Origin of the sequence: uncultured Methylobacterium sp., assembly GCF_964251405.1 — a bacterium.
Taxonomy (GTDB): Bacteria; Pseudomonadota; Alphaproteobacteria; order Rhizobiales; family Beijerinckiaceae; genus Methylobacterium.
The window spans coordinates 1-17751 of record NZ_CAXUJR010000011.1; the positions used below are offsets into that span (position 1 = coordinate 1).

The 17751-nt window shown below is 68.2% G+C and carries 16 protein-coding genes; 13 read left to right on the top strand and 3 right to left on the bottom strand.

Annotated features, from left to right (window positions below; translation table 11 throughout):
- Positions 1-125 precede the first annotated feature (125 nt).
- Positions 126-1010 carry a DMT family transporter gene (locus ACFE7U_RS03550; RefSeq protein WP_375408353.1) on the top strand — a complete coding sequence of 295 codons (885 nt, stop codon included), beginning with the start codon at positions 126-128 and terminating at the stop codon, positions 1008-1010.
- Between the two features lie 21 nt (positions 1011-1031).
- Here the strand turns inward: ACFE7U_RS03550 and ACFE7U_RS03555 are convergent, their stop codons facing one another.
- Positions 1032-1295 carry a hypothetical protein gene (locus ACFE7U_RS03555; RefSeq protein WP_375408354.1) on the bottom strand — a complete coding sequence of 88 codons (264 nt, stop codon included), beginning with the start codon at positions 1293-1295 and terminating at the stop codon, positions 1032-1034.
- A gap of 344 nt (positions 1296-1639) precedes the next feature.
- On the opposite strand from ACFE7U_RS03555, the gene ileS reads away from it, so the two are divergent.
- The 9 genes from ileS (at position 1640) to ACFE7U_RS03600 (ending at position 11305) form a co-directional block, all read left to right on the top strand.
- On the top strand, positions 1640-4600 hold the full coding sequence (ileS, locus tag ACFE7U_RS03560) for an isoleucine--tRNA ligase (protein ID WP_375408355.1): 2961 nt from the start codon (positions 1640-1642) through the stop codon (positions 4598-4600).
- A gap of 126 nt (positions 4601-4726) precedes the next feature.
- Positions 4727-4978 carry a type II toxin-antitoxin system ParD family antitoxin gene (locus ACFE7U_RS03565; RefSeq protein WP_375408356.1) on the top strand — a complete coding sequence of 84 codons (252 nt, stop codon included), beginning with the start codon at positions 4727-4729 and terminating at the stop codon, positions 4976-4978.
- On the top strand, positions 4975-5277 hold the full coding sequence (locus tag ACFE7U_RS03570; protein WP_375408357.1) for a type II toxin-antitoxin system RelE/ParE family toxin: 303 nt from the start codon (positions 4975-4977) through the stop codon (positions 5275-5277). The genes ACFE7U_RS03565 and ACFE7U_RS03570 overlap by 4 nt, the downstream gene beginning before the upstream one ends.
- Before the next feature lie 46 nt (positions 5278-5323).
- Positions 5324-5824, top strand: coding sequence for a signal peptidase II (gene lspA / locus ACFE7U_RS03575; RefSeq protein ID WP_375408358.1), 501 nt, complete (start codon positions 5324-5326; stop codon positions 5822-5824).
- Positions 5825-6001: 177 nt separating this feature from the next.
- Positions 6002-6658: a hypothetical protein gene (locus ACFE7U_RS03580; protein ID WP_375408359.1), complete on the top strand. Its 657-nt coding sequence runs from the start codon at positions 6002-6004 to the stop codon at positions 6656-6658.
- 234 nt (positions 6659-6892) lie between these two features.
- Positions 6893-8269, top strand: a complete 1377-nt coding sequence (locus ACFE7U_RS03585; protein WP_375408360.1) for a M16 family metallopeptidase — start codon at positions 6893-6895, stop codon at positions 8267-8269.
- 84 nt (positions 8270-8353) lie between these two features.
- Entirely contained in the window at positions 8354-9646 is a 1293-nt protein-coding gene (locus ACFE7U_RS03590) for a M16 family metallopeptidase (protein WP_375408361.1), read from the top strand.
- A gap of 69 nt (positions 9647-9715) precedes the next feature.
- On the top strand, positions 9716-10312 hold the full coding sequence (locus ACFE7U_RS03595) for a HupE/UreJ family protein (protein WP_375408362.1): 597 nt from the start codon (positions 9716-9718) through the stop codon (positions 10310-10312).
- 57 nt (positions 10313-10369) lie between these two features.
- Complete coding sequence (locus ACFE7U_RS03600; RefSeq protein WP_375408363.1) at positions 10370-11305, top strand: ring-cleaving dioxygenase; 936 nt, start codon at positions 10370-10372, stop codon at positions 11303-11305.
- Positions 11306-11460: 155 nt separating this feature from the next.
- Here the strand turns inward: ACFE7U_RS03600 and ACFE7U_RS03605 are convergent, their stop codons facing one another.
- Positions 11461-12819 (bottom strand): Dyp-type peroxidase, encoded by a 1359-nt coding sequence (locus tag ACFE7U_RS03605; protein ID WP_375408364.1) that lies wholly within the window; start codon positions 12817-12819, stop codon positions 11461-11463.
- A 341-nt stretch (positions 12820-13160) separates the two neighbouring features.
- Between ACFE7U_RS03605 and ACFE7U_RS03610 the strand changes: the two genes are divergently transcribed.
- The 3 genes from ACFE7U_RS03610 to ACFE7U_RS03620 all read left to right on the top strand — a co-directional run bounded on the left by ACFE7U_RS03610 (position 13161) and on the right by ACFE7U_RS03620 (position 16639).
- Entirely contained in the window at positions 13161-13934 is a 774-nt protein-coding gene (locus ACFE7U_RS03610) for a ferredoxin--NADP reductase (RefSeq protein ID WP_375408365.1), read from the top strand.
- Complete coding sequence (gene bioD, locus ACFE7U_RS03615; protein WP_375408366.1) at positions 13931-14608, top strand: dethiobiotin synthase; 678 nt, start codon at positions 13931-13933, stop codon at positions 14606-14608. The genes ACFE7U_RS03610 and bioD overlap by 4 nt, the downstream gene beginning before the upstream one ends.
- Positions 14609-14740: 132 nt before the next feature.
- Complete coding sequence (locus tag ACFE7U_RS03620) at positions 14741-16639, top strand: potassium transporter Kup (RefSeq protein ID WP_375408367.1); 1899 nt, start codon at positions 14741-14743, stop codon at positions 16637-16639.
- Positions 16640-16803: 164 nt separating this feature from the next.
- Here ACFE7U_RS03620 and ACFE7U_RS03625 read toward each other — a convergent pair.
- Positions 16804-17751 (bottom strand): AMP-binding protein (locus tag ACFE7U_RS03625; protein WP_375408368.1); only part of this gene is annotated, 948 nt, incomplete at its 5' end.

Genomic DNA, 17751 nt, shown 5'->3' on the forward strand with positions numbered 1-17751 from the left:
ACGCAGCGCCACCCTGTTCGCGACGCGGGTGCTCTCCGGCCCGCTCCTCCCTATACCGACCGGACAAGCCCGGCATGTGCGCGCCCGCGGCCGTTGGCATCGGGAGCCGGGGAACAGTGAAAGGAATGGATGTGGGCATCGCGAACCCGCGCCTGGCGGGCATCGCCCTCATGTGCGGCACGCTCGCCTTCTTCGCCTGCCTCGACGCTTCGGCAAAAGCGCTTGCCCTCGCGGGGGTCGATCCCCTGCTGACCACCTTCATGCGCTACGCGGTGAGCGTGGTGATGGTCACGGCCTTCATCAATCCGGTGACGAGGCCTGGCGTAGTTCGGACGCGCCGGCTCTGGCTGCAGGTAGTGCGCTCGCTCCTGCTGTTCGGCTCCACCGCCCTGAACTTCCTCGCCCTCCGCAAGCTGCAACTGGCCGAGACCCTGTCGATCCAGTTCGCCGCACCCCTCACCGTGGCGCTCTTCGCGGGGCCTCTGCTCGGGGAATGGTCTTCGCCGCGTCGGCTCGCGGCGATCGGCGTCGGCTTTATCGGCGTGCTCGTGATCGTGCGGCCCGGCATCGGCCCCGTCCAGCCTGCGGTGCTGCTGAGCCTCGGCAACATGCTCTGCTACGCGTTCTACATCATCACGACGCGTAAGCTCGCCGGCATCGACTCCACAGCCACGACGATGTTCTATTCGGGCTTGGCGGGCCTCGCCGTGATGACGCCGCTGCTGCCCTGGATCTGGACCGATCCGGGTTCTCCCGGCCTCTGGGCGCTCCTCGTCGGAGTCGGCTTGCTCGGGACGATCGGGCACTGGCTGTTGGTAATGGCGCATGCACGGGCACCCGCCAACGTGCTGGCGCCGTTCCTCTACACGCAGCTTCTGTGGTCGGTGCTGCTCGGATACCTGCTGTTCGGCGACGTGCCCAACCGCTGGACCCTCATCGGAGCGTCCGTCGTGGTCGCGTCCGGGCTCTATCTGCTCTCGCAGGAGCGGGGACGCCGGCCGCAGCTCTGAGGCTTCGGCCGGCGCGGGGCCTCAGCGATAATGGCGACGGGCGTGACGGCGCGACTTCATGCGGGTGCGATAGGCGCGCCGGCCCGGATCGATCCCGAGCGCGCCATTGACGGTGCCCACGGCGCCGCCGACCGCACCGCCCACGATGCCGCCGATCGGCCCGGCGACCCGGTCGCCCTCGGCAGCACCCCGGCGGACGCCGCCGGGCAGGCCCTGGGCCTGGACGGACTCGGCGAGGGAGAAGGTCGCCAGGGCGAGCGTGAGGCCGAGCAACGCATATTTCATGGTGGTATCCTCTCGTGCTGATCGCCGTGCCGGGCGGCCTCGCGCAGATCCGGGCGCCGTCACGGGGTGAGCACCAACGGCCGAGCTTCGAAAAGGTCCCATCCCGATGGGGCATTCCATCACCGCCGGGACGCTGGCCTCGCCTCCCCGCCGCTGCTAGAGGTCAGGCCATGTGCGCTCCCGGCGATCCGCGCGGCCCTGCCCACGCGTTCCGAATTACGAGCCCGGCTTCCGCCTGAGGGCTCGCGCGAGCGGCCCTTCGGATGCCGGGAGAGCGTCGATCGCCCCCATTTTCGCGGAAGACGGCCCGGCCGCTCCGCTCGAGACCGCGCCAGAAGACGATCATGACCGAATCCAGCCCCACCCGCGATTATTCGCAGACCCTGTTCCTGCCGCGTACCGAGTTCCCGATGCGGGCCGGCCTGCCGGTGCGCGAGCCACTCCTCCTCGCACGCTGGGCCGCCACCGATCTCTACGGCCGGATCCGGGTGGCGGCGGCGGGGCGCCCGAAATTCGTGCTCCACGACGGGCCGCCCTACGCCAACGGCAACATCCACATCGGCACGGCGCTCAACAAGATCCTCAAGGACGTCATCGTCCGTGCCCAGGGCGCCCTCGGCTTCGACGCCAACTACGTGCCGGGCTGGGACTGCCACGGCCTGCCGATCGAGTGGAAGATCGAGGAGCAGTACCGCGCCAAGGGCAAGAACAAGGACGAGGTGCCGGTCATCGAGTTCCGCCAGGAATGCCGGACCTTCGCCGGCCAGTGGCTCGACGTGCAGCGCGAGGAGTTCAAGCGCCTCGGCGTCACCGGCGACTGGGACCGCCCCTACGCCACCATGAGCTTTCCCGCCGAGGCGACCATCGCCCGCGAACTCATGACCTTCGCCACGACCGGCCAGCTCTATCGCGGCTCGAAGCCTGTGATGTGGTCGGTGGTGGAGAAGACGGCGCTCGCCGAGGCCGAGGTCGAGTACGAGGACCACGTCAGCGACACGATCTTCGCGGCGTTCCGGCCGATCGAGGGAGCTGCGCCGGATCTGGAGGCCGCCCGCGTCGTGATCTGGACCACGACGCCCTGGACCATGCCCGGCAACCGCGCCGTCGCCTATTCGAAGAAGGTCGCCTACGGGCTTTACCGGGTCACCGCGGCCGCCGAGGAGAATTGGGCCAAGACCGGTGACGCCTACATCCTGGCCGACAGCCTCGCGGCCGGCGTCTTCGCAGCGGCGCGCGTCCAGAACTTCGAGCGGCTCCGCGATGTGTCGTCCGCGGAACTGGCGGGCCTCACGGTCGCGCATCCCCTCGCCGGCCACGTCCCCGGCTACGACTACAAGGTTCCGCTGCTGGAAGGCGATCACGTCACCGACGAGGCCGGCACCGGCTTCGTCCATACCGCGCCGGGCCACGGCCGCGAGGATTTCGAGGTCTGGACCGCCAATGGCCGGGCGCTGCAGGCGCGCGGCATCGAGACCCGCATCCCCTACACCGTCGATGCGGATGGCGCCCTCACCGAGGAAGCGCCCGGCTTCACGGGAAAGCTCGTCCTCACCCCCAAGGGCGAGAAAGGCGATGCCAACAAGGCGGTGATCGCGGCGATGACGGAGGCCGGGACGCTGGTGGCGCGCGGCACGCTCAAGCACAGCTATCCGCATTCCTGGCGCTCGAAGAAGCCGGTGATCTTCCGCAATACGCCGCAATGGTTCATCGCCCTGGACAAGCCCGTCGCCTCCCTCGACGGCAGGACTCTTCGCGACGTGGCCCTCAAGGCCATCGACGACACGCAGTGGGTGCCGCCTCAGGGCAAGAACCGCATCAACGGCATGGTCGGCAACCGCCCCGACTGGGTGGTGTCGCGCCAGCGCGCCTGGGGCGTGCCGATCACCGTGTTCGTGAGGAAAGGCACCAGCGAGGTCCTTCGCGACGAGGCGGTGAATGCCCGCATCATTGCCGCCTTCGAAGCGGAGGGCGCCGACGCCTGGTTCACGGATCCGGACGGCGTGCGCTTCCTGGCGCCCGACCATGATCCGGCCGAGTACGAGAAGGTGACCGACGTCCTCGACGTCTGGTTCGATTCCGGCTCGACCCACGCCTTCGTGCTCGACGACGCCGAGCAGTTCCCCGGCCTCTCCGGGGTGCAGCGCAAGCGCGACGGCGGCGCCGACACGGTGATGTATCTCGAAGGCTCCGACCAGCACCGCGGCTGGTTCCAGTCGTCACTGCTCGAGTCGAGCGGGACGCGGGGACGCGCGCCCTACGACATCGTGCTCACCCATGGCTTCGTCCTCGACCCCAAGGGGCTGAAGATGTCGAAGTCGAAGGGCAACGTCGTGGCGCCCCAGAGCGTCATCAAGGATTCGGGCGCCGACATCCTGCGCCTGTGGGTCGCGGCGTCCGACTACACCGATGACCTGCGCATCGGCCCGGAGATCATCAAGACCTTCGCGGAGACCTATCGCAAGCTGCGCAACTCGCTGCGCTGGATGCTGGGCTCCCTCGCCCATTTCCAGCCGGGCGCAACGATCCCGCACGCCGAGCTGCCGGAGCTGGAGCGGCTGATCCTGCATCGCCTCGCCGAACTCGACGCCGAGATCCGCGAGGCCTACGCGACCTTCGATACCAAGCGCGTCGTAGCACTCCTCAACGGCTTCATGACCGGCGACCTCTCGGCGTTCTACTTCGACGTGCGCAAGGATGCGCTCTACTGCGATCCGATCTCGTCCGAGACCCGCCGGGCCGCGCTGCAGGTGATCGACGAGACCTTCCGCCGGGTCACGATCTGGCTGGCACCCGTGCTGGCCTTCACGGCGGAGGAGGCCTGGCTCGACCGCTATCCCTCGGAAGACGGCTCGGTGCACCTGCAGACCCTGCCGGAGACGCCGGAATCCTGGCGCGACGACGCGTTGGCGTCGCGCTGGCAGAAGATCCGCAAGGTGCGTCGGGTCGTCACCGGCGCCCTCGAGATCGAGCGGGCGGGAAAGCGGATCGGCGCGAGCCTGGAGGCGGCACCGACGGTGTTCGTCGCCGATAGCGACCTCCTCGCGTCCCTCGACGGGATCGACTTTGCCGAAACCTGCATCACCTCCGCCATTGGAGTCGAGGCGGGAGAGGGGCCGGCCGAGGCCTTCCGCCTCGACGATGTCCGCGGCGTCGCGGTGGTCTCAGGCTTGGCCGAGGGGCGCAAATGCGCGCGGTCGTGGCGGGTCACACCCGATGTCGGCAGCGACCCGGATTATCCGGACGTGACGCCGCGGGACGCGAGGGCGTTGCGGGAATGGGATGCGGCGCGGGCAGGGGCTGCGTGACGCGATCCTCGGACATCGGCCGACGCGTGCGTCGATGCGACCGACTGGGCCACATTCGATTCCAATTCCTTGGAATGTTGACAATCTTTGCCAAGTCTCGGCAGGCTTTTCGAGGGAGGCCTGCCGATGGCGACGATGAACGTGTCCCTGCCCGATCCAATGAAGGAGTGGGTCGAAGCCCGCGCCCGCACCGGTCGGTACAGCAATGCGAGCGACTATGTCCGCGAATTGATCCGTCGCGATCAGGAGCGCGCCGATAGGATCGCCGACCTGCAGAAGTTGGTGAGCGAGGGTCTTGCCAGCGGCGTGAGCGGCCGGTCGAGGGACGAGATCGCGCGCATGTCCAGGGAGATGGCCGCCGCCTCCCGACAGCCATGACGTGGCAGACGACGCATGGCGCGGACCTCGACATCGCAAGCACCTACGTGCTTGGCGAACGGGCGTTCGGCACCGGGCAGGCCGAACGCTATCAGAACAGTCTGTTTCAGGCCTTCGACATGGTGGCGGCGAACCCGCGTCTCGCCCACGAGCGCTCAGAGATCACACCGCCGGTTCGTCTCCATCCCTACGGTGTCCACGTCGTCGTCTACACACTGCAAGACGCCCGGCAGGACACCGGAATCCTGATCGTGCGCGTCCTGCACGGACGGCAGGATTGGGAGCGATGGCTATCATGACCGTCCGCGAATTCCGCTACGGGGTCGCAACTCCAGGCGAACACCCATGACCCCCCCTCGCCTTGGCCTCGCTGCCCTCTTCCTCACCCTAGCCCTCGACCAGGCCTCCAAGCTGGGGCTCTATTTCGGCACGGACCTCGTCCTGACCCAGCCGTGGCGGCTCGGCCCCTATGCCGACATCATCGTCGTCTGGAACAAGGGCGTGTCCTACGGTCTGTTCCAGCAGGACGGGGCGCTCGGCCGCTGGATCCTGGTCGCCATCTCCGCTGTGGCGTCGGTCGCGCTGGTGGTCTGGATGCGCCGGGCCGGCACCGGCCTCCTCGCCTTGGCGCTGGGGCTCATCGCCGGCGGAGCCATCGGCAACGCCATCGACAGGGCTGCCTACGGCGCCGTCTTCGATTTCGTCCACCTCCATGCCGGCGGCTGGTCCTGGTACGTCTTCAACATCGCCGACGCCGCCATCGTGGCCGGCGTCGTCGGCTTGGTGCTCGACAGCCTGCGGCCAGCGCCATCCACGGAGCCGGCGCAGAAACCTCCGCACATGTGATCCAAAGACCACACCGACGTTTCATCGCGGCGCCGGGCTGGTGCGGTGCGGTCAAGGCGCCATACCTTCGCCCGAAACCCGGATCAGGCCGTCAGGACCGGATCAGGGAAAGCGCGAGAACGCGACTGAGCACGCCTCGTTCGAGGGGTGCGGGGCCGGACGGAAGGGTGGGGTGACATGGTCGGGCATCGCAGGGTCCTCGTCTCTCTCAGCGGCATCGGCCTCATGGGGCTTCTGCTGACGGGTCCCGCCCTGGCCGAACAGGGCGAGTTCCTGCGCGATGCTCTGGGCAACCTCGGTCTCGTCGAGAAGGAACGCGCACCGATCACCTATCGGGAGCGGGCTCCGCTGGTGATGCCGCCCAAGCTCGACGCCAAGGCGGCCTTGCCGCAGCCGCGCGCGCCGGAGCTGTCGCCGCAATGGCCCAAGGACCCTGAGGTCGCCCAGCGCGAGCGCGCGGCGAGCGAGGCCCGCAAGCCCATCGTCCGTGGTGCGCAGGGCCGCATGGACGACAACAACATGACCCTCTCCATCGACGAGATGCGCGCCGGGCGCCGGGCTGGGGCACAGATCCCCACCGAGAACCAGTACAAGCCGGGCGACAACAAGGATTCGTTCTGGTCGAACCCGTTCAGCTTCATGAGCGGCAGTGCCGATAAGACCGAACCTGCCGTGGCCGCGCCGAGCCGCGATGCCCTCACGCAGCCGCCGACCGACTACCGCAAGGCGCCCGCCAAGATCGCCAGGACCAACGGCGATCCGATCAACAATCCCAGCCGGGAACGCGAGGAAGCAGACCCGGGCAACTATATTCGCAGTCAGAGCCGCTACTAGGGCATGCTCCTGTTTCAGGTAACCGGCAGCATAATCTATCCCTTTGTGATCGCATGATGATCTCGGAAAACCGGACTCCCCTTTTCCGCATCTTGCTCTAGTTTTCTCCTCTGTTGCCGGCATGAGACGGACGCCGGTACGGGATTTGCCCGCACGAGTTGCCCTTCGGGTGGTGCTCGATGGGCGTCGGCAACGCATCCGGCCCGTTGGGCGCCGCATGCCAAGGGATCATCGATGCATCTGTTCAGGAAGGACACGCCCACCCTGTTTCCGGCTCATACGCATCCCAGCGCGGGACGGGTCGAGGCGGCGCCGTTCGGCCGGTCCGAGGCGGGCGGACCCGAGGTCTCGGCCTTCACCCTGGACAACGGCCTCGACGTCGTCGTGGTGCCCGATCACCGCGCCCCCGTCGTCACCCACATGATCTGGTACCGCAACGGCTCGGCCGATGATCCGCTCGGCCAATCCGGCATCGCGCATTTCCTTGAGCACCTGATGTTCAAGGGCACCGAGCGCCATCCCATCGGCGCCTTCTCGAAGGCCGTCTCGGGTCTCGGCGGCCAGGAGAACGCCTTCACGTCCTACGACTACACCGCCTATTTCCAGCGCGTCGCCCGCGACCACCTCGGCACCATGATGGAGTTCGAGGCCGACCGCATGACCGGCCTTATGCTCGAGGAATCAGTGGTGGCGCCCGAGCGCGACGTGGTGCTGGAAGAGCGCCGCATGCGGGTCGAGACCGACCCGTCCGCCCAGCTCTCGGAGGCCATGGCGGCCTCGCTCTTCGTCCACCATCCCTACGGCATCCCGATCATCGGCTGGATGCACGAGATCGAGGAACTGAACCGGACCCACGCGCTCGACTACTACAAGCGGTTCTACACGCCCGAGAACGCCATCCTGGTGGTGGCGGGGGACGTCACCGCCGATGCGGTACGCAAGCTCGCCGACAGCAGCTATGGCCGCGTCACGCCGCAAGGGTCACGACCGGTGCGGGTGCGTGCCCGCGAGCCGGAGCCGAAGGCCCTGCGCCGCATCGCGGTCGCCGACCCCAAGGTCGAGCAGCCGACGCTGCAGCGCCTGTACCTCACGCCGTCCTGCATCACCGCGCGCGACGGCGAGTGCCACGCGCTGGAACTGCTGGCCGAGGTTCTGGGTGGCGGCTCGACCTCCTACCTCTACCGCCAGCTCGTCATGGAGCAGGGCGTCGCGGTGAATGCCGGCGCCTGGTACATGGGCTCGGCCATCGACGACACCCGCTTCTCCGTCTACGCGATCCCCGCCGAGGGCGTCAGCCTGGAGCAGCTCGAGGTAGCGGTCGACAAGGTCCTGCGCCGTGCGCCGGCCGAGGCGCTGGGCGCCGAGGCGATCGAGCGGGCCAAGACCCGCCTCGTAGCCGAGACGGTCTATTCCTCCGACAGCCAGTCCTCGCTCGCCCGCATCTACGGCTCGGCGCTCGCCATCGGCGAGACCATCGAGGAGGTTCGCCGCTGGCCGTCCGACATCGAGGGCGTCACCCGCGAGCGCCTTGCGGCAGCGGCCGAGCGCTACCTGGTCCCGGCCCGCTCCGTGACCGGTCACCTGACCAAGGCCCGCGATCCCGACGCCTGAGACCGAGACGCGAACCGACATCCCGGCTGCGGCGAACGCCGCGCCAACGACCGAAAAACACCGACCAAGAACAACGAGGTTCCCATGAACTCAGTCCAGGTCGAGCTGGCCGACACAAGCAGTTCCACGTCGCCGACGATGGCCCTGCCGGTTCCCACCGCTCCCGGCATCGAGGCCTGGCACGTGGAATCGCCGGTCGTGCCCCTCATCGCACTCTCCTTCGCCTTCGAGGGTGGTGCGTCACAGGACCCCGAAGGCAAGGCCGGAGTCGCCCAGATGCTGGCCCGCCTCCTCGACGAGGGCGCAGGCGACCTCGTCTCCGATGCCTTCCAGGAGCGGCTTGCGGCTCGCGCCATCGAGATGAGCTTCCATGCCGGCCCCGATGCCGTCGGCGGCTCGCTCAAGATGCTCGTCAAGCACGCCGACGAGGCCATCGACCTCCTCGCTCTGGCGCTGGCCAAGCCCCGCTTCGACCCCGACGCGATCGAGCGGGTGCGCGGGCAGACGCTGGCCGGCCTGCGCTACCAGCAGAACGATCCCGGCGTGATGGCCTCGCGCCGCTTCTTCAGGGAGGCGTTCGCAGGCCATCCCTATTCGAGGCCCTCGTCGGGCACCGTCGAGAGCGTCGCCGCCATCACCCGCGACGATCTCGTGGCGATGCATCGCCGCATCATCGGCCGCGGCGGGATCAAGGTCGCGGCGGTGGGCGCCATCGATGCCGCGCGCCTCGCCGATGCGCTCAACCGGGCCTTCGGAGCGCTGGACGAGACCGGCCCGCTGAACGCCGTGCCTCAGACGCAGGTTCAGGATCTCGGCCGCCGCGTCGTGGTCGACCTCGACGTGCCGCAATCGGTGATCCGCTTCGGCATGGGCGGCGTGCCGTGGCGCGACCCCGATTTCATTCCCGCCTACGTCCTCAACCACATCTTCGGCGGCGGCTCCTTCACCTCGCGGCTCTTCCAGGAAGTGCGCGAGAAGCGGGGGCTCGCCTACTCGGTCGGGACCTCGCTGGTCAGCCACCGCGCCAGCGCCATGACCTGGGGTTACACGGCGACGAAGAACGAGCGCGTCGGCGAGGCGCTGACCGTGATCTCCGAGGAGCTGAGCCGGCTGATCTCGGAGGGCCCGTCCGACGAGGAGCTGCAGAAGGCCAAGGACTACCTCACCGGATCCTATGCGCTGGGCTTCGACACCTCGACGAAGATCGCCCACCAGCTCGTGCAGATCGCCTTCGAGGGGCTGGGCATGGACTATATCGGCCGCCGCAACGCCCTCGTCGCCGACGTGACCCAGGCCGATATCCGCCGCGCCGCCGCCCGGACCTTCGGCGACGGACGGATGCTGGTGGTCGCCGCCGGCCGGCCGACCGACTTCTGAACGAACCGGTCGCCGCCGGCCGCGTTCTCGCAGCATAGCGTCGCCGTATCATCCGAGGGATTCCACCGCATGAAGACCGTCTCGCGCCTGCTGCCCGCCCTCGTGGTCGCCCTGATGGCGAATCCGGTCCTCGCCCATACCGGGCAGGGTGAGGCGCATGGTCTGGCGCATGGGTTCGTGCATCCGCTGATGGGGCTCGACCACGTGCTCGCCATGGTCGGCGTCGGCCTGATCGCCGCGCGGATCGGCGGACGGGCTCAGGTGCTCGTCCCGCTCGCCTTCCTCGCCATGATGGTGGTGGGCGGCATGCTCGGCGCTTCGGGGAATGGGTTGCCCTTCGTCGAGGTCGGCATCGCACTCTCGGTCGTGCTGATCGGCCTCGCGGTGGCCCTGCGCCTCGCACTGCCCACGGCCGCCGCGATGGCGCTGGTCGGCCTGTTCGCCGTGTTCCACGGCCAAGCCCATGGCGCGGAGATGCCCGAGGCGGCGTCGGCCCTCTCCTACGGCTTCGGGTTCATCGCCGCGACGGCACTGCTCCACGCCGTCGGCCTCGGGCTCGGATACGGTCTTGGGCGCCTCGCCTCCGGCGGCGATCGCCCCGCCTTGCGGCTGACCGGAGCCGGCCTTGCCCTCGCGGGCGTCGGTCTCCTCGTCGGCGCCATCTGAGCGGTGCGACCTCCGGCGGGGTCGACGCGTCGTCCCGCTCTGCAGCTGGATACACCGATGCGCCTCACCGGCCTCCACCACCTCACCGCCATCACCGCGCGGGCGAGCGCGAACCACGCCTTCTATACCGGGGTGCTGGGCATGCGCCTCGTCAAGAAGACGGTGAACCAGGACGACGTCTCCGCCTATCACCTGTTCTACGCGGATGGCCTCGCCTCGCCCGGCAGCGACGTCACCTTCTTCGATTGGCCGGCCCCGCCGGAGTGGCGCGGCACCAACAGCATCGTCCGCACCGGATTGCGGGTCTCCGGCCCAGCCGCGATCGCCTGGTGGCACGCGCATCTGACCCGGCACGACGTCCGGGTCGGTGAGCCGCAGCCCCGTGACGGGCGCCTCACCCTCGACTTCGAGGACCCGGAGGGCCAACGCCTCAGCCTCGTCGATGACGGCGGCGCGGGCTCGTCCCATCCCTATGCGCAGAGCCCGGTGCCGGCCGAGCACCAGATCCGCGGCCTCGGCCCCGTCCGTCTCAGCGTGGCCGAGATCGGACGGACGGAAGCGGTGCTCGTCGACGTGCTCGGGATGCGCAAGGAACGCCGCTACGCGCTGCCCGAAGGTGAGGTGCATGTCTTCGCGATGGGCGAGGGCGGTGCCGCGGCAGAACTCCACCTCCTCGCCGAACCCGGCCTTCCCGCGGCCCGCCAGGGGGCGGGCGCCGTCCACCATGTCGCCTTCCGCATTCCCGACGCGGATCATGCGGCCTGGGCCGAGCGCCTGAAGGCCAAGCGCATGCCCTCCAGCGGGCCGGTCGACCGCTACTACTTCCGCAGCCTGTATTTTCGCGAGCCGAACGGCATCCTGTTCGAGATCGCCACCGACGGCCCCGGCTTCACCGCCGACGAGCCGCTGGATTCCCTGGGCGAACGCCTGGCGCTCCCGCCCTTCCTCGAACCACGGCGTGCCGAGATCGAGGACGGATTGAAGCCGCTCTGACCACGCGTCAGGCGACGGCGGCCGTCGGGCGTGCGAGTCCACGCAGGAAGGTCAGGCTCGGCGAGAAGAAATACTCGCCGCCCCTCATCGTGACGAAGCCGAAGAAGGGCGCGTCGATCGCGCCGGCGGCCTCGTTACCTCACGCCACCGGAAGCTTATGGGGCGGGTGCAGGCGCCTGGCCGATGACGGGATCTGTCCCGTGCGGGCCGGGCGGGTCGAAGGGAAAGCCGGCATTGTTTGCCCAGAACCGCTGAGTGAACGCGAATTGCCGCGCCATGTCGCCGTTATAGGCCATGAACAGCAGGCCGACGCCGGCCTCCGGCAAAAGCGGCGCCACGTCCCGTAGGAAGGCGTCGTCGGTCTCGGCTTCGGGCACGTCCTTCGCTGCCACCTCTCGCTTGACGTCCTCATAGGGGATGCCCCGGCGCGGCAGCAGGTGGGTGCGCTCCTCGGCCTCGGGCTCTCCCCCGCCGCTCCCACGAGGATTGGTCTTGCGGATATGGGCATGGGCGGGGCAGCGGAAGCCTGTGTCACCGGCATAGTCGAAGCTGTTCGGGGGCTTGCCGCCCGCGGCCTTGTCCGCCACCGTGATGGGCGTGCCGTCCTCGAACCGGCCGACGACGTAGGCGCCCGCGAGTTCCCGGAAGTCCGTGCCCGTGAGGGTGCCTGGCTTGGCAGCACCGGACGCGACGCGCTTCGCATTCTCGGCCTCCAGGTCGCGGCCGATCTCCCGCTCGCGCGTCTTGAACCCGCGCACGTTCTGTTCGAGCTTGCGGAAGATGAAGTAGCTGCCGAAGCTCACCTCGTCGTCGATGCCGGGATCCTTCACCAGCGCGTTGTCGAGCGGGAAGGCCGGGTCCCAGACCGTCGCGGCCTCCCCGTCGACGTCCTCCGCGAGCAGCAGGGGCTGACTGCGTCCGTCGACGTAGCCGAAATGCTCGATACCCTCCTTGTCATCGTTGAAGATGGCCGTGCCGGGCTGGATGTGGACGATCGTTCCGCCACCATCCTCGATCAGCCCGACCAGTATCGCCGCGAGGGCATCCGTCTTCACCCTGTTCTCCTCCGCCGCCAGGACGATGCCGTGGATCTCCTCCCGGAACGGGGCTTCCCATTGGGAGAGGTCGCCGTCCGCCAGGGCATCGCGGCTGGCTTGCGACCGCATGCCGTCCAGGAAATCGCCGTCCGCAGGCAGGTTCGCATCGAAGCCGATCGCTCGGTATCCTGCCGCCGCCAGGGCGAGATGGACGAAGGGGCCGCCGCTCTTGCCGGTCGTCTTGAAATGCTCGGCTGCTTCGAGCTGATCGAGAGCCTTGGTAACGTGCGATTCGGCGAGATGCGCCAGCAATGCCCGGGCGTCCTCCCGCCGATTCGGATCGAGCCGGAAGAAGACGTTGGAGGTGAAGTGACGGCCGTGGCCCTTGAGGATGTTGCCCTGTAGGGCCTCCAGCATGCGCCTCCCGTCGGCATCGGCTTTCGTCCAGGCCAACGGCCCGGTCAGATCGATCGGCATCGAAAATCCACCTCCCTCTTCCGCCCCTTATCCGAGCGGGATCAGCCCGCGTCTCCTCCTTACGAAACCTTGAGGAAACTTTGACAACTCTAGGATGACTATCGGTGACTGCGAAACGGCATTCACGAATGCTCGACGATCGAGCCACCGCTGTCTGGCAGGGCGTGCGTGTTCAGCAATGCGCCTGCCAATTTTTGGCAGACATCTCGCGCATTCGACGCGGCGACATCTTGGCGACGTGCCTGCGACGCAGAGGTCCACCCCAGCCAGTGAACTTGACGAGCCTGCTGCACCTGCGAAAAGACGCGGCGAATTAGTCCATGAGTCAGCGAAGGCAGCCGATGAGCAAGTACAACGAGGAGCGCGTTGTCTCCGTGCACCACTGGACGGACACGCTGTTCTCCTTCCGCACGACGCGCGACCCCTCGTTCCGCTTCCGCAACGGCGAATTCACGATGATCGGCATCGAGGTCGAGGGCCGGCCCTTGCTGCGGGCCTACAGCGTAGTCTCGGCCAATTACGAGGAGGAGCTCGAGTTCTTCTCGATCAAGGTCGAGAACGGGCCGCTCACGAGCAAGCTGCAGCACCTCAAGGTCGGCGATCCGATCATGGTCGGCAAGAAGCCCACCGGCACGCTCGTGCTCGACAACCTCATGCCCGGCCGCCACCTCTACATGCTCGGCACCGGCACCGGGCTCGCACCCTTCCTGTCGATCATCAAGGACCCGGAGACCTACGACCGCTTCGAGAAGGTCGTGCTCGTCCATGGCTGCCGGCAGGTCTCGGAACTGGCCTACGGCGATACGATCACGCAGGATCTGCCGAACCACGAGTTCCTGGGCGAGACCATCGCGGCGCAGCTGATCTACTATCCGACCGTCACCCGCGAGCCGTTCCGCAACTCGGGCCGCATCACCGACCTCATGACCTCGGGCAAGCTGTTTGCCGATATCGGCCTGCCGATGATGTCGGTCGAGGCCGACCGCTTCATGCTCTGCGGCTCACCCGACATGATCCGCGACACCCGCGAGCTCCTCACCGCGAGCGGCTACGAGGAGGGCAATCACGGCGAGGCCGGACACTACGTCATCGAGAAGGCCTTCGTGGAAAAGTGAGTTCGCCCGCCGTCTTCGTCGCCGGCGCCGGCACCGAGATCGGCAAGACCTACGTGACTGCCGCCCTAACCCGGCGGCTGCTCAGCCAGGGCCGGCCCGTCCTGACCGTGAAGCCGCTGGCGAGCGGCGTGCCCGGCCTCGACGATCCCGCCTTCGCGCTCAGCGACACCGCGATCCTGCTCGACGCGCAGGGGATCGCTCCGACGCCCGCGGCCGTAGACTCCTGCTCGCCCTGGCGCTTTTCGGCGGCGCTCGCACCCGACCTCGCCGCTGCGCGCGAAGGACGCAGCCTCCACCTCGACGATCTCGTGGCGTGGTGCCGCGATCGGATCGCGGCCGCTCCCCCCGGCACCATCGTGCTGATCGAGGGCGTCGGCGGCCTGATGAGCCCGGTCACCGACGCGGCGACGGGGCTGGACTGGCTCGACGCCCTGGGCCTGCCCGCGCTCCTCGTCTCCGGCTCCTATCTCGGTGCGATCAGCCATGCGCTGACCGGCGTCGAGACCCTGCGGTTCCATGGAGTGGCGCTGTTGGGCGTGGTGGTCAGCGAGAGCCCGGACGCACCCACGGCCCCGCAGGTCGTGGCCCAGGCGGTGGCGCGTCGCATTAAAGCACCCGTCATCTGCATCCCGCGCGGCGGGGATTGCCCCGAGGCCTTGACCGCCTTGATCTGAGACCGGCCGCCGCATCACCCACGTTCGGCCGGGCAATTCACGTTCTGCTTCAATGAAAGCCTTCTCCGCGTCGCCGAAAACGCCTCCGGCCGCGTTGTGACCCGGCGACGCGAATGCAACCGGAGAGACACCGTGGCCGAGCACGAGACTCAGACGTCGGCGCGGATCCGCCCGGCGCTCGTCCTCGGCACCCTCGGCATCGTCTACGGCGACATCGGAACGAGCCCGCTCTACGCTTTCAAGGAAGCGGTCCGAGCGGCGTCGGGCGGAGCACCGCCCACCCCCATCGCGGTCATCGGCGCGGTCTCGCTGATCCTCTGGGCGCTGATCCTGATCGTCTCGATGAAGTACGCCGTCCTCATCCTGCGCGCCGACAACCGCGGCAAGGGCGGCATCGTGGCGATGCTGGCGCTGCTCGGTGCCCGTCATGCCAAGCCGGGCACCTGGCAGGCCACCCTCCTCGTCGTCGGCCTCATCGGGGCGGCCCTGCTCTACGGCGACGGCGCCATCACGCCCGCGATCTCCGTTCTCAGCGCCATCGAAGGGCTGAAGGTCGACGCGCCCGGCCTGTCGCGCTTCGTCGTGCCGATCACCCTGACGATCCTCGTCGGGCTGTTCCTGATCCAGAGCAAGGGCGTGGCCTTCATCGGCCGCATCTTCGGGCCCGTGATGGTGGTCTGGTTCACGGTGCTGGCGCTCCTCGGGATCGGCGGCATCCTGCAGTCCCCTGGGATCCTGGCGGCGCTGAACCCGCTCGCCGCCGTGGATTTCCTCCTTCATGCCGGCTGGCATGTCAGCTTCATGATGCTGGGCGCGGCCTTCCTGGCCGTCACCGGCGGCGAGGCGATGTATGCCGATCTCGGCCATTTCGGCGCCAAGGCGATCCGGATGGCCTGGTTCGGCCTCGTCCTGCCGGCTCTGGTGATCCACTATTTCGGGCAGGGCGGCCTGCTGTTGGCCGAGCCCGACGCCATCGAGAACCCGTTCTACCGGCTCGCGCCCGATTGGGCGCATTACCCGCTGATCGCGCTGGCGACGCTCGCTGCCGTCATCGCCTCGCAATCGATCATCTCGGGCGTGTTCTCGCTGACCCAGCAGGCGATCCAGCTCGGCTTCCTACCGACCATGCGGGTGATCCATACCGCCTCCGACGAGCGCGGTCAGATCTACGTGCCGGTGGTGAACTGGCTCCTCGCCGTCGCGACCCTCGCGGCCGTCGTCATCTTCGGCTCCTCCGAGGCGCTGGCCGGCGCCTACGGCATCGCGGTCTCGACGCTCATGGCAATCACGACCTTGCTCGCCACGCTCGTGGCCCTGCGCTGGGGGTTCAACCCGGTGCTGGTGTTGGCGATCAACGGGTTCTTCCTCGCCATCGACGCGGTCTTTCTCGCCGCCAACAGCGTGAAGCTGTTCGAGGGCGGCTGGTTTCCGTTGGTCCTCGCCTCCGCGGTCGCCTTCCTGATGCTGACCTGGCTCAAGGGCAACACCCTCGTCGAGACAGCCCGCAAGGGCCTGCGCCAGCCCAAGCCCGAGTTCCTGGAGCAACTGAGGCGGGACCCGCCCATCACCCTGCCGGGCAATGCCGCTTTCCTGTCATCGGGGACGAGCGGCATCCCGCTGCACCTCTCGCGTTTCGTCGAGCGCAGCCACGCCCTGCATAAACGCATCCTCATCGTCACAGCTCTCTACGAGGAGGAGCCGGTCGTGCCGCGCGAGGAGCGTGCCGAAGTCAAACCCCTGAGTCCCGACATCCACCGCATCGTGCTGCGCTACGGTTTCATGGAGGATGCCTCGATCCCCGACGGCCTGCGCTGCGCGGTCGAATCCGGCCGTCTCGCGAGCGAATTCCTCGACGACCTGACCATCTTCATCGGCCACGAGACGATCATTCCCAAGAGCGACGATCGCGGCATGGCGGATTGGCGCGAGCACGTCTTCGCGTTCCTGCTGCGCAACGCGGAGCGCACCGGATCCCATTACTGCATTCCAACGAAGCAGCTCGTGGAAGTCGGGACGGAGATCGAGATCTGAGACGGGTTCGGTGCATCGCCCGGTACCTCACCCAGACCGTCGTTCCGGGACTGCGAAGCAGGACCCGAAATCCATAGCTGCGACGGGCGGGCAACACGGCTCCGTCAGCGGGTATGGACTCCGGCTCGCCTGCGGCGCCCCGGAACGACTGCCGGGCGCGGCGATCACACCAGCCCGAGCTTCTCCGCCAGTCCGATCCGCTGCAGCTTGCCCGTGGCTCCCTTGGGGATCTCGTCGAGGAAGTGGATCTTGGCCGGCACCTTGAACGGCGCCAGCCGCTCGGACGCGAAGGCACGCAGATCCTTCTCCGACAGGGTCTGGCCTTCGCGCAGGACGATGGCCGCCACGACGTCCTCGCCGAGCTTGTCGTGGGGCATGGCGAAGGTCACACATTGCGCTACGGCCGGGTGGTCCATCAGGACCTCGTCGACCTCGCGCGGCGAGATCTTCTCGCCGCCCCGGTTGATGATCTCCTTGAGACGGCCGGTGATCGAGAGGTAGCCCTCCGGGCTCAGGACGCCCTGGTCGCCGGTGCGGAACCAGCCCTGGGGCGTGAAGGCCTCGGCATTGGCCCGCTCGTTGTTTTCGTAGCCCGCCATCACGTTGTCGCCGCGGATGACGACCTCGCCGGTCTCGCCCGCGGGGAGGGGCTCGCCGTCGAAATCGACGATGGCGATCTCGGGGCCTGCCGCGATGCCGACGACACCGGGATAATGCGGCTTCGGGGGAAGCGGGTTCGAGGCCATCTGGTGGGCGGCCTCCGTCATGCCGTAGGCCTCGATCAGCGGCGCCCCGAACGCCTCCTCCATCTCCTTCATGACCTGGGGTGGCATCGAGGAGGAGGACGAGCGGATGAAGCGCAGGGGATTGGCCTCGATCACCTCGCGGTTGCGCGACGCCCGGCCGAGGATGGCCTGGTGCATGGTCGGCACCGCCGTGTACCAGGTCGGGCGGACCTCCCCCATCCAGCCGAAGAACTTGAGGGCGTTGAAGCCCGGCGTGCAGCACACCTGCCCGCCCGCCGAGAGCGGCGCCAGGATGCCGGCGATGAGCCCGTGGATGTGGAACAGCGGCATGATGTTGAGGCCGCGATCCCCCGCCGTGAAGGCGAG

Excerpts from the sequence above, each read along its gene's own strand:
- ACFE7U_RS03595 (WP_375408362.1), top strand. The coding sequence starts at position 9,716 with ATGAAGACCGTCTCGCGCCTGCTGCCCGCCCTCGTGGTCGCCCTGATG.
- ACFE7U_RS03550 (WP_375408353.1), top strand. The coding sequence starts at position 126 with ATGGATGTGGGCATCGCGAACCCGCGCCTGGCGGGCATCGCCCTCATG.
- ACFE7U_RS03600 (WP_375408363.1), top strand. The coding sequence starts at position 10,370 with ATGCGCCTCACCGGCCTCCACCACCTCACCGCCATCACCGCGCGGGCG.
- ACFE7U_RS03555 (WP_375408354.1), bottom strand. The coding sequence starts at position 1,295 with ATGAAATATGCGTTGCTCGGCCTCACGCTCGCCCTGGCGACCTTCTCC.
- ACFE7U_RS03570 (WP_375408357.1), top strand. The coding sequence starts at position 4,975 with ATGACGTGGCAGACGACGCATGGCGCGGACCTCGACATCGCAAGCACC.
- ACFE7U_RS03610 (WP_375408365.1), top strand. The coding sequence starts at position 13,161 with ATGAGCAAGTACAACGAGGAGCGCGTTGTCTCCGTGCACCACTGGACG.
- lspA (WP_375408358.1), top strand. The coding sequence starts at position 5,324 with ATGACCCCCCCTCGCCTTGGCCTCGCTGCCCTCTTCCTCACCCTAGCC.
- ACFE7U_RS03580 (WP_375408359.1), top strand. The coding sequence starts at position 6,002 with ATGGTCGGGCATCGCAGGGTCCTCGTCTCTCTCAGCGGCATCGGCCTC.
- ileS (WP_375408355.1), top strand. The coding sequence starts at position 1,640 with ATGACCGAATCCAGCCCCACCCGCGATTATTCGCAGACCCTGTTCCTG.
- ACFE7U_RS03605 (WP_375408364.1), bottom strand. The coding sequence starts at position 12,819 with ATGCCGATCGATCTGACCGGGCCGTTGGCCTGGACGAAAGCCGATGCC.
- ACFE7U_RS03590 (WP_375408361.1), top strand. The coding sequence starts at position 8,354 with ATGAACTCAGTCCAGGTCGAGCTGGCCGACACAAGCAGTTCCACGTCG.
- ACFE7U_RS03585 (WP_375408360.1), top strand. The coding sequence starts at position 6,893 with ATGCATCTGTTCAGGAAGGACACGCCCACCCTGTTTCCGGCTCATACG.
- ACFE7U_RS03565 (WP_375408356.1), top strand. The coding sequence starts at position 4,727 with ATGGCGACGATGAACGTGTCCCTGCCCGATCCAATGAAGGAGTGGGTC.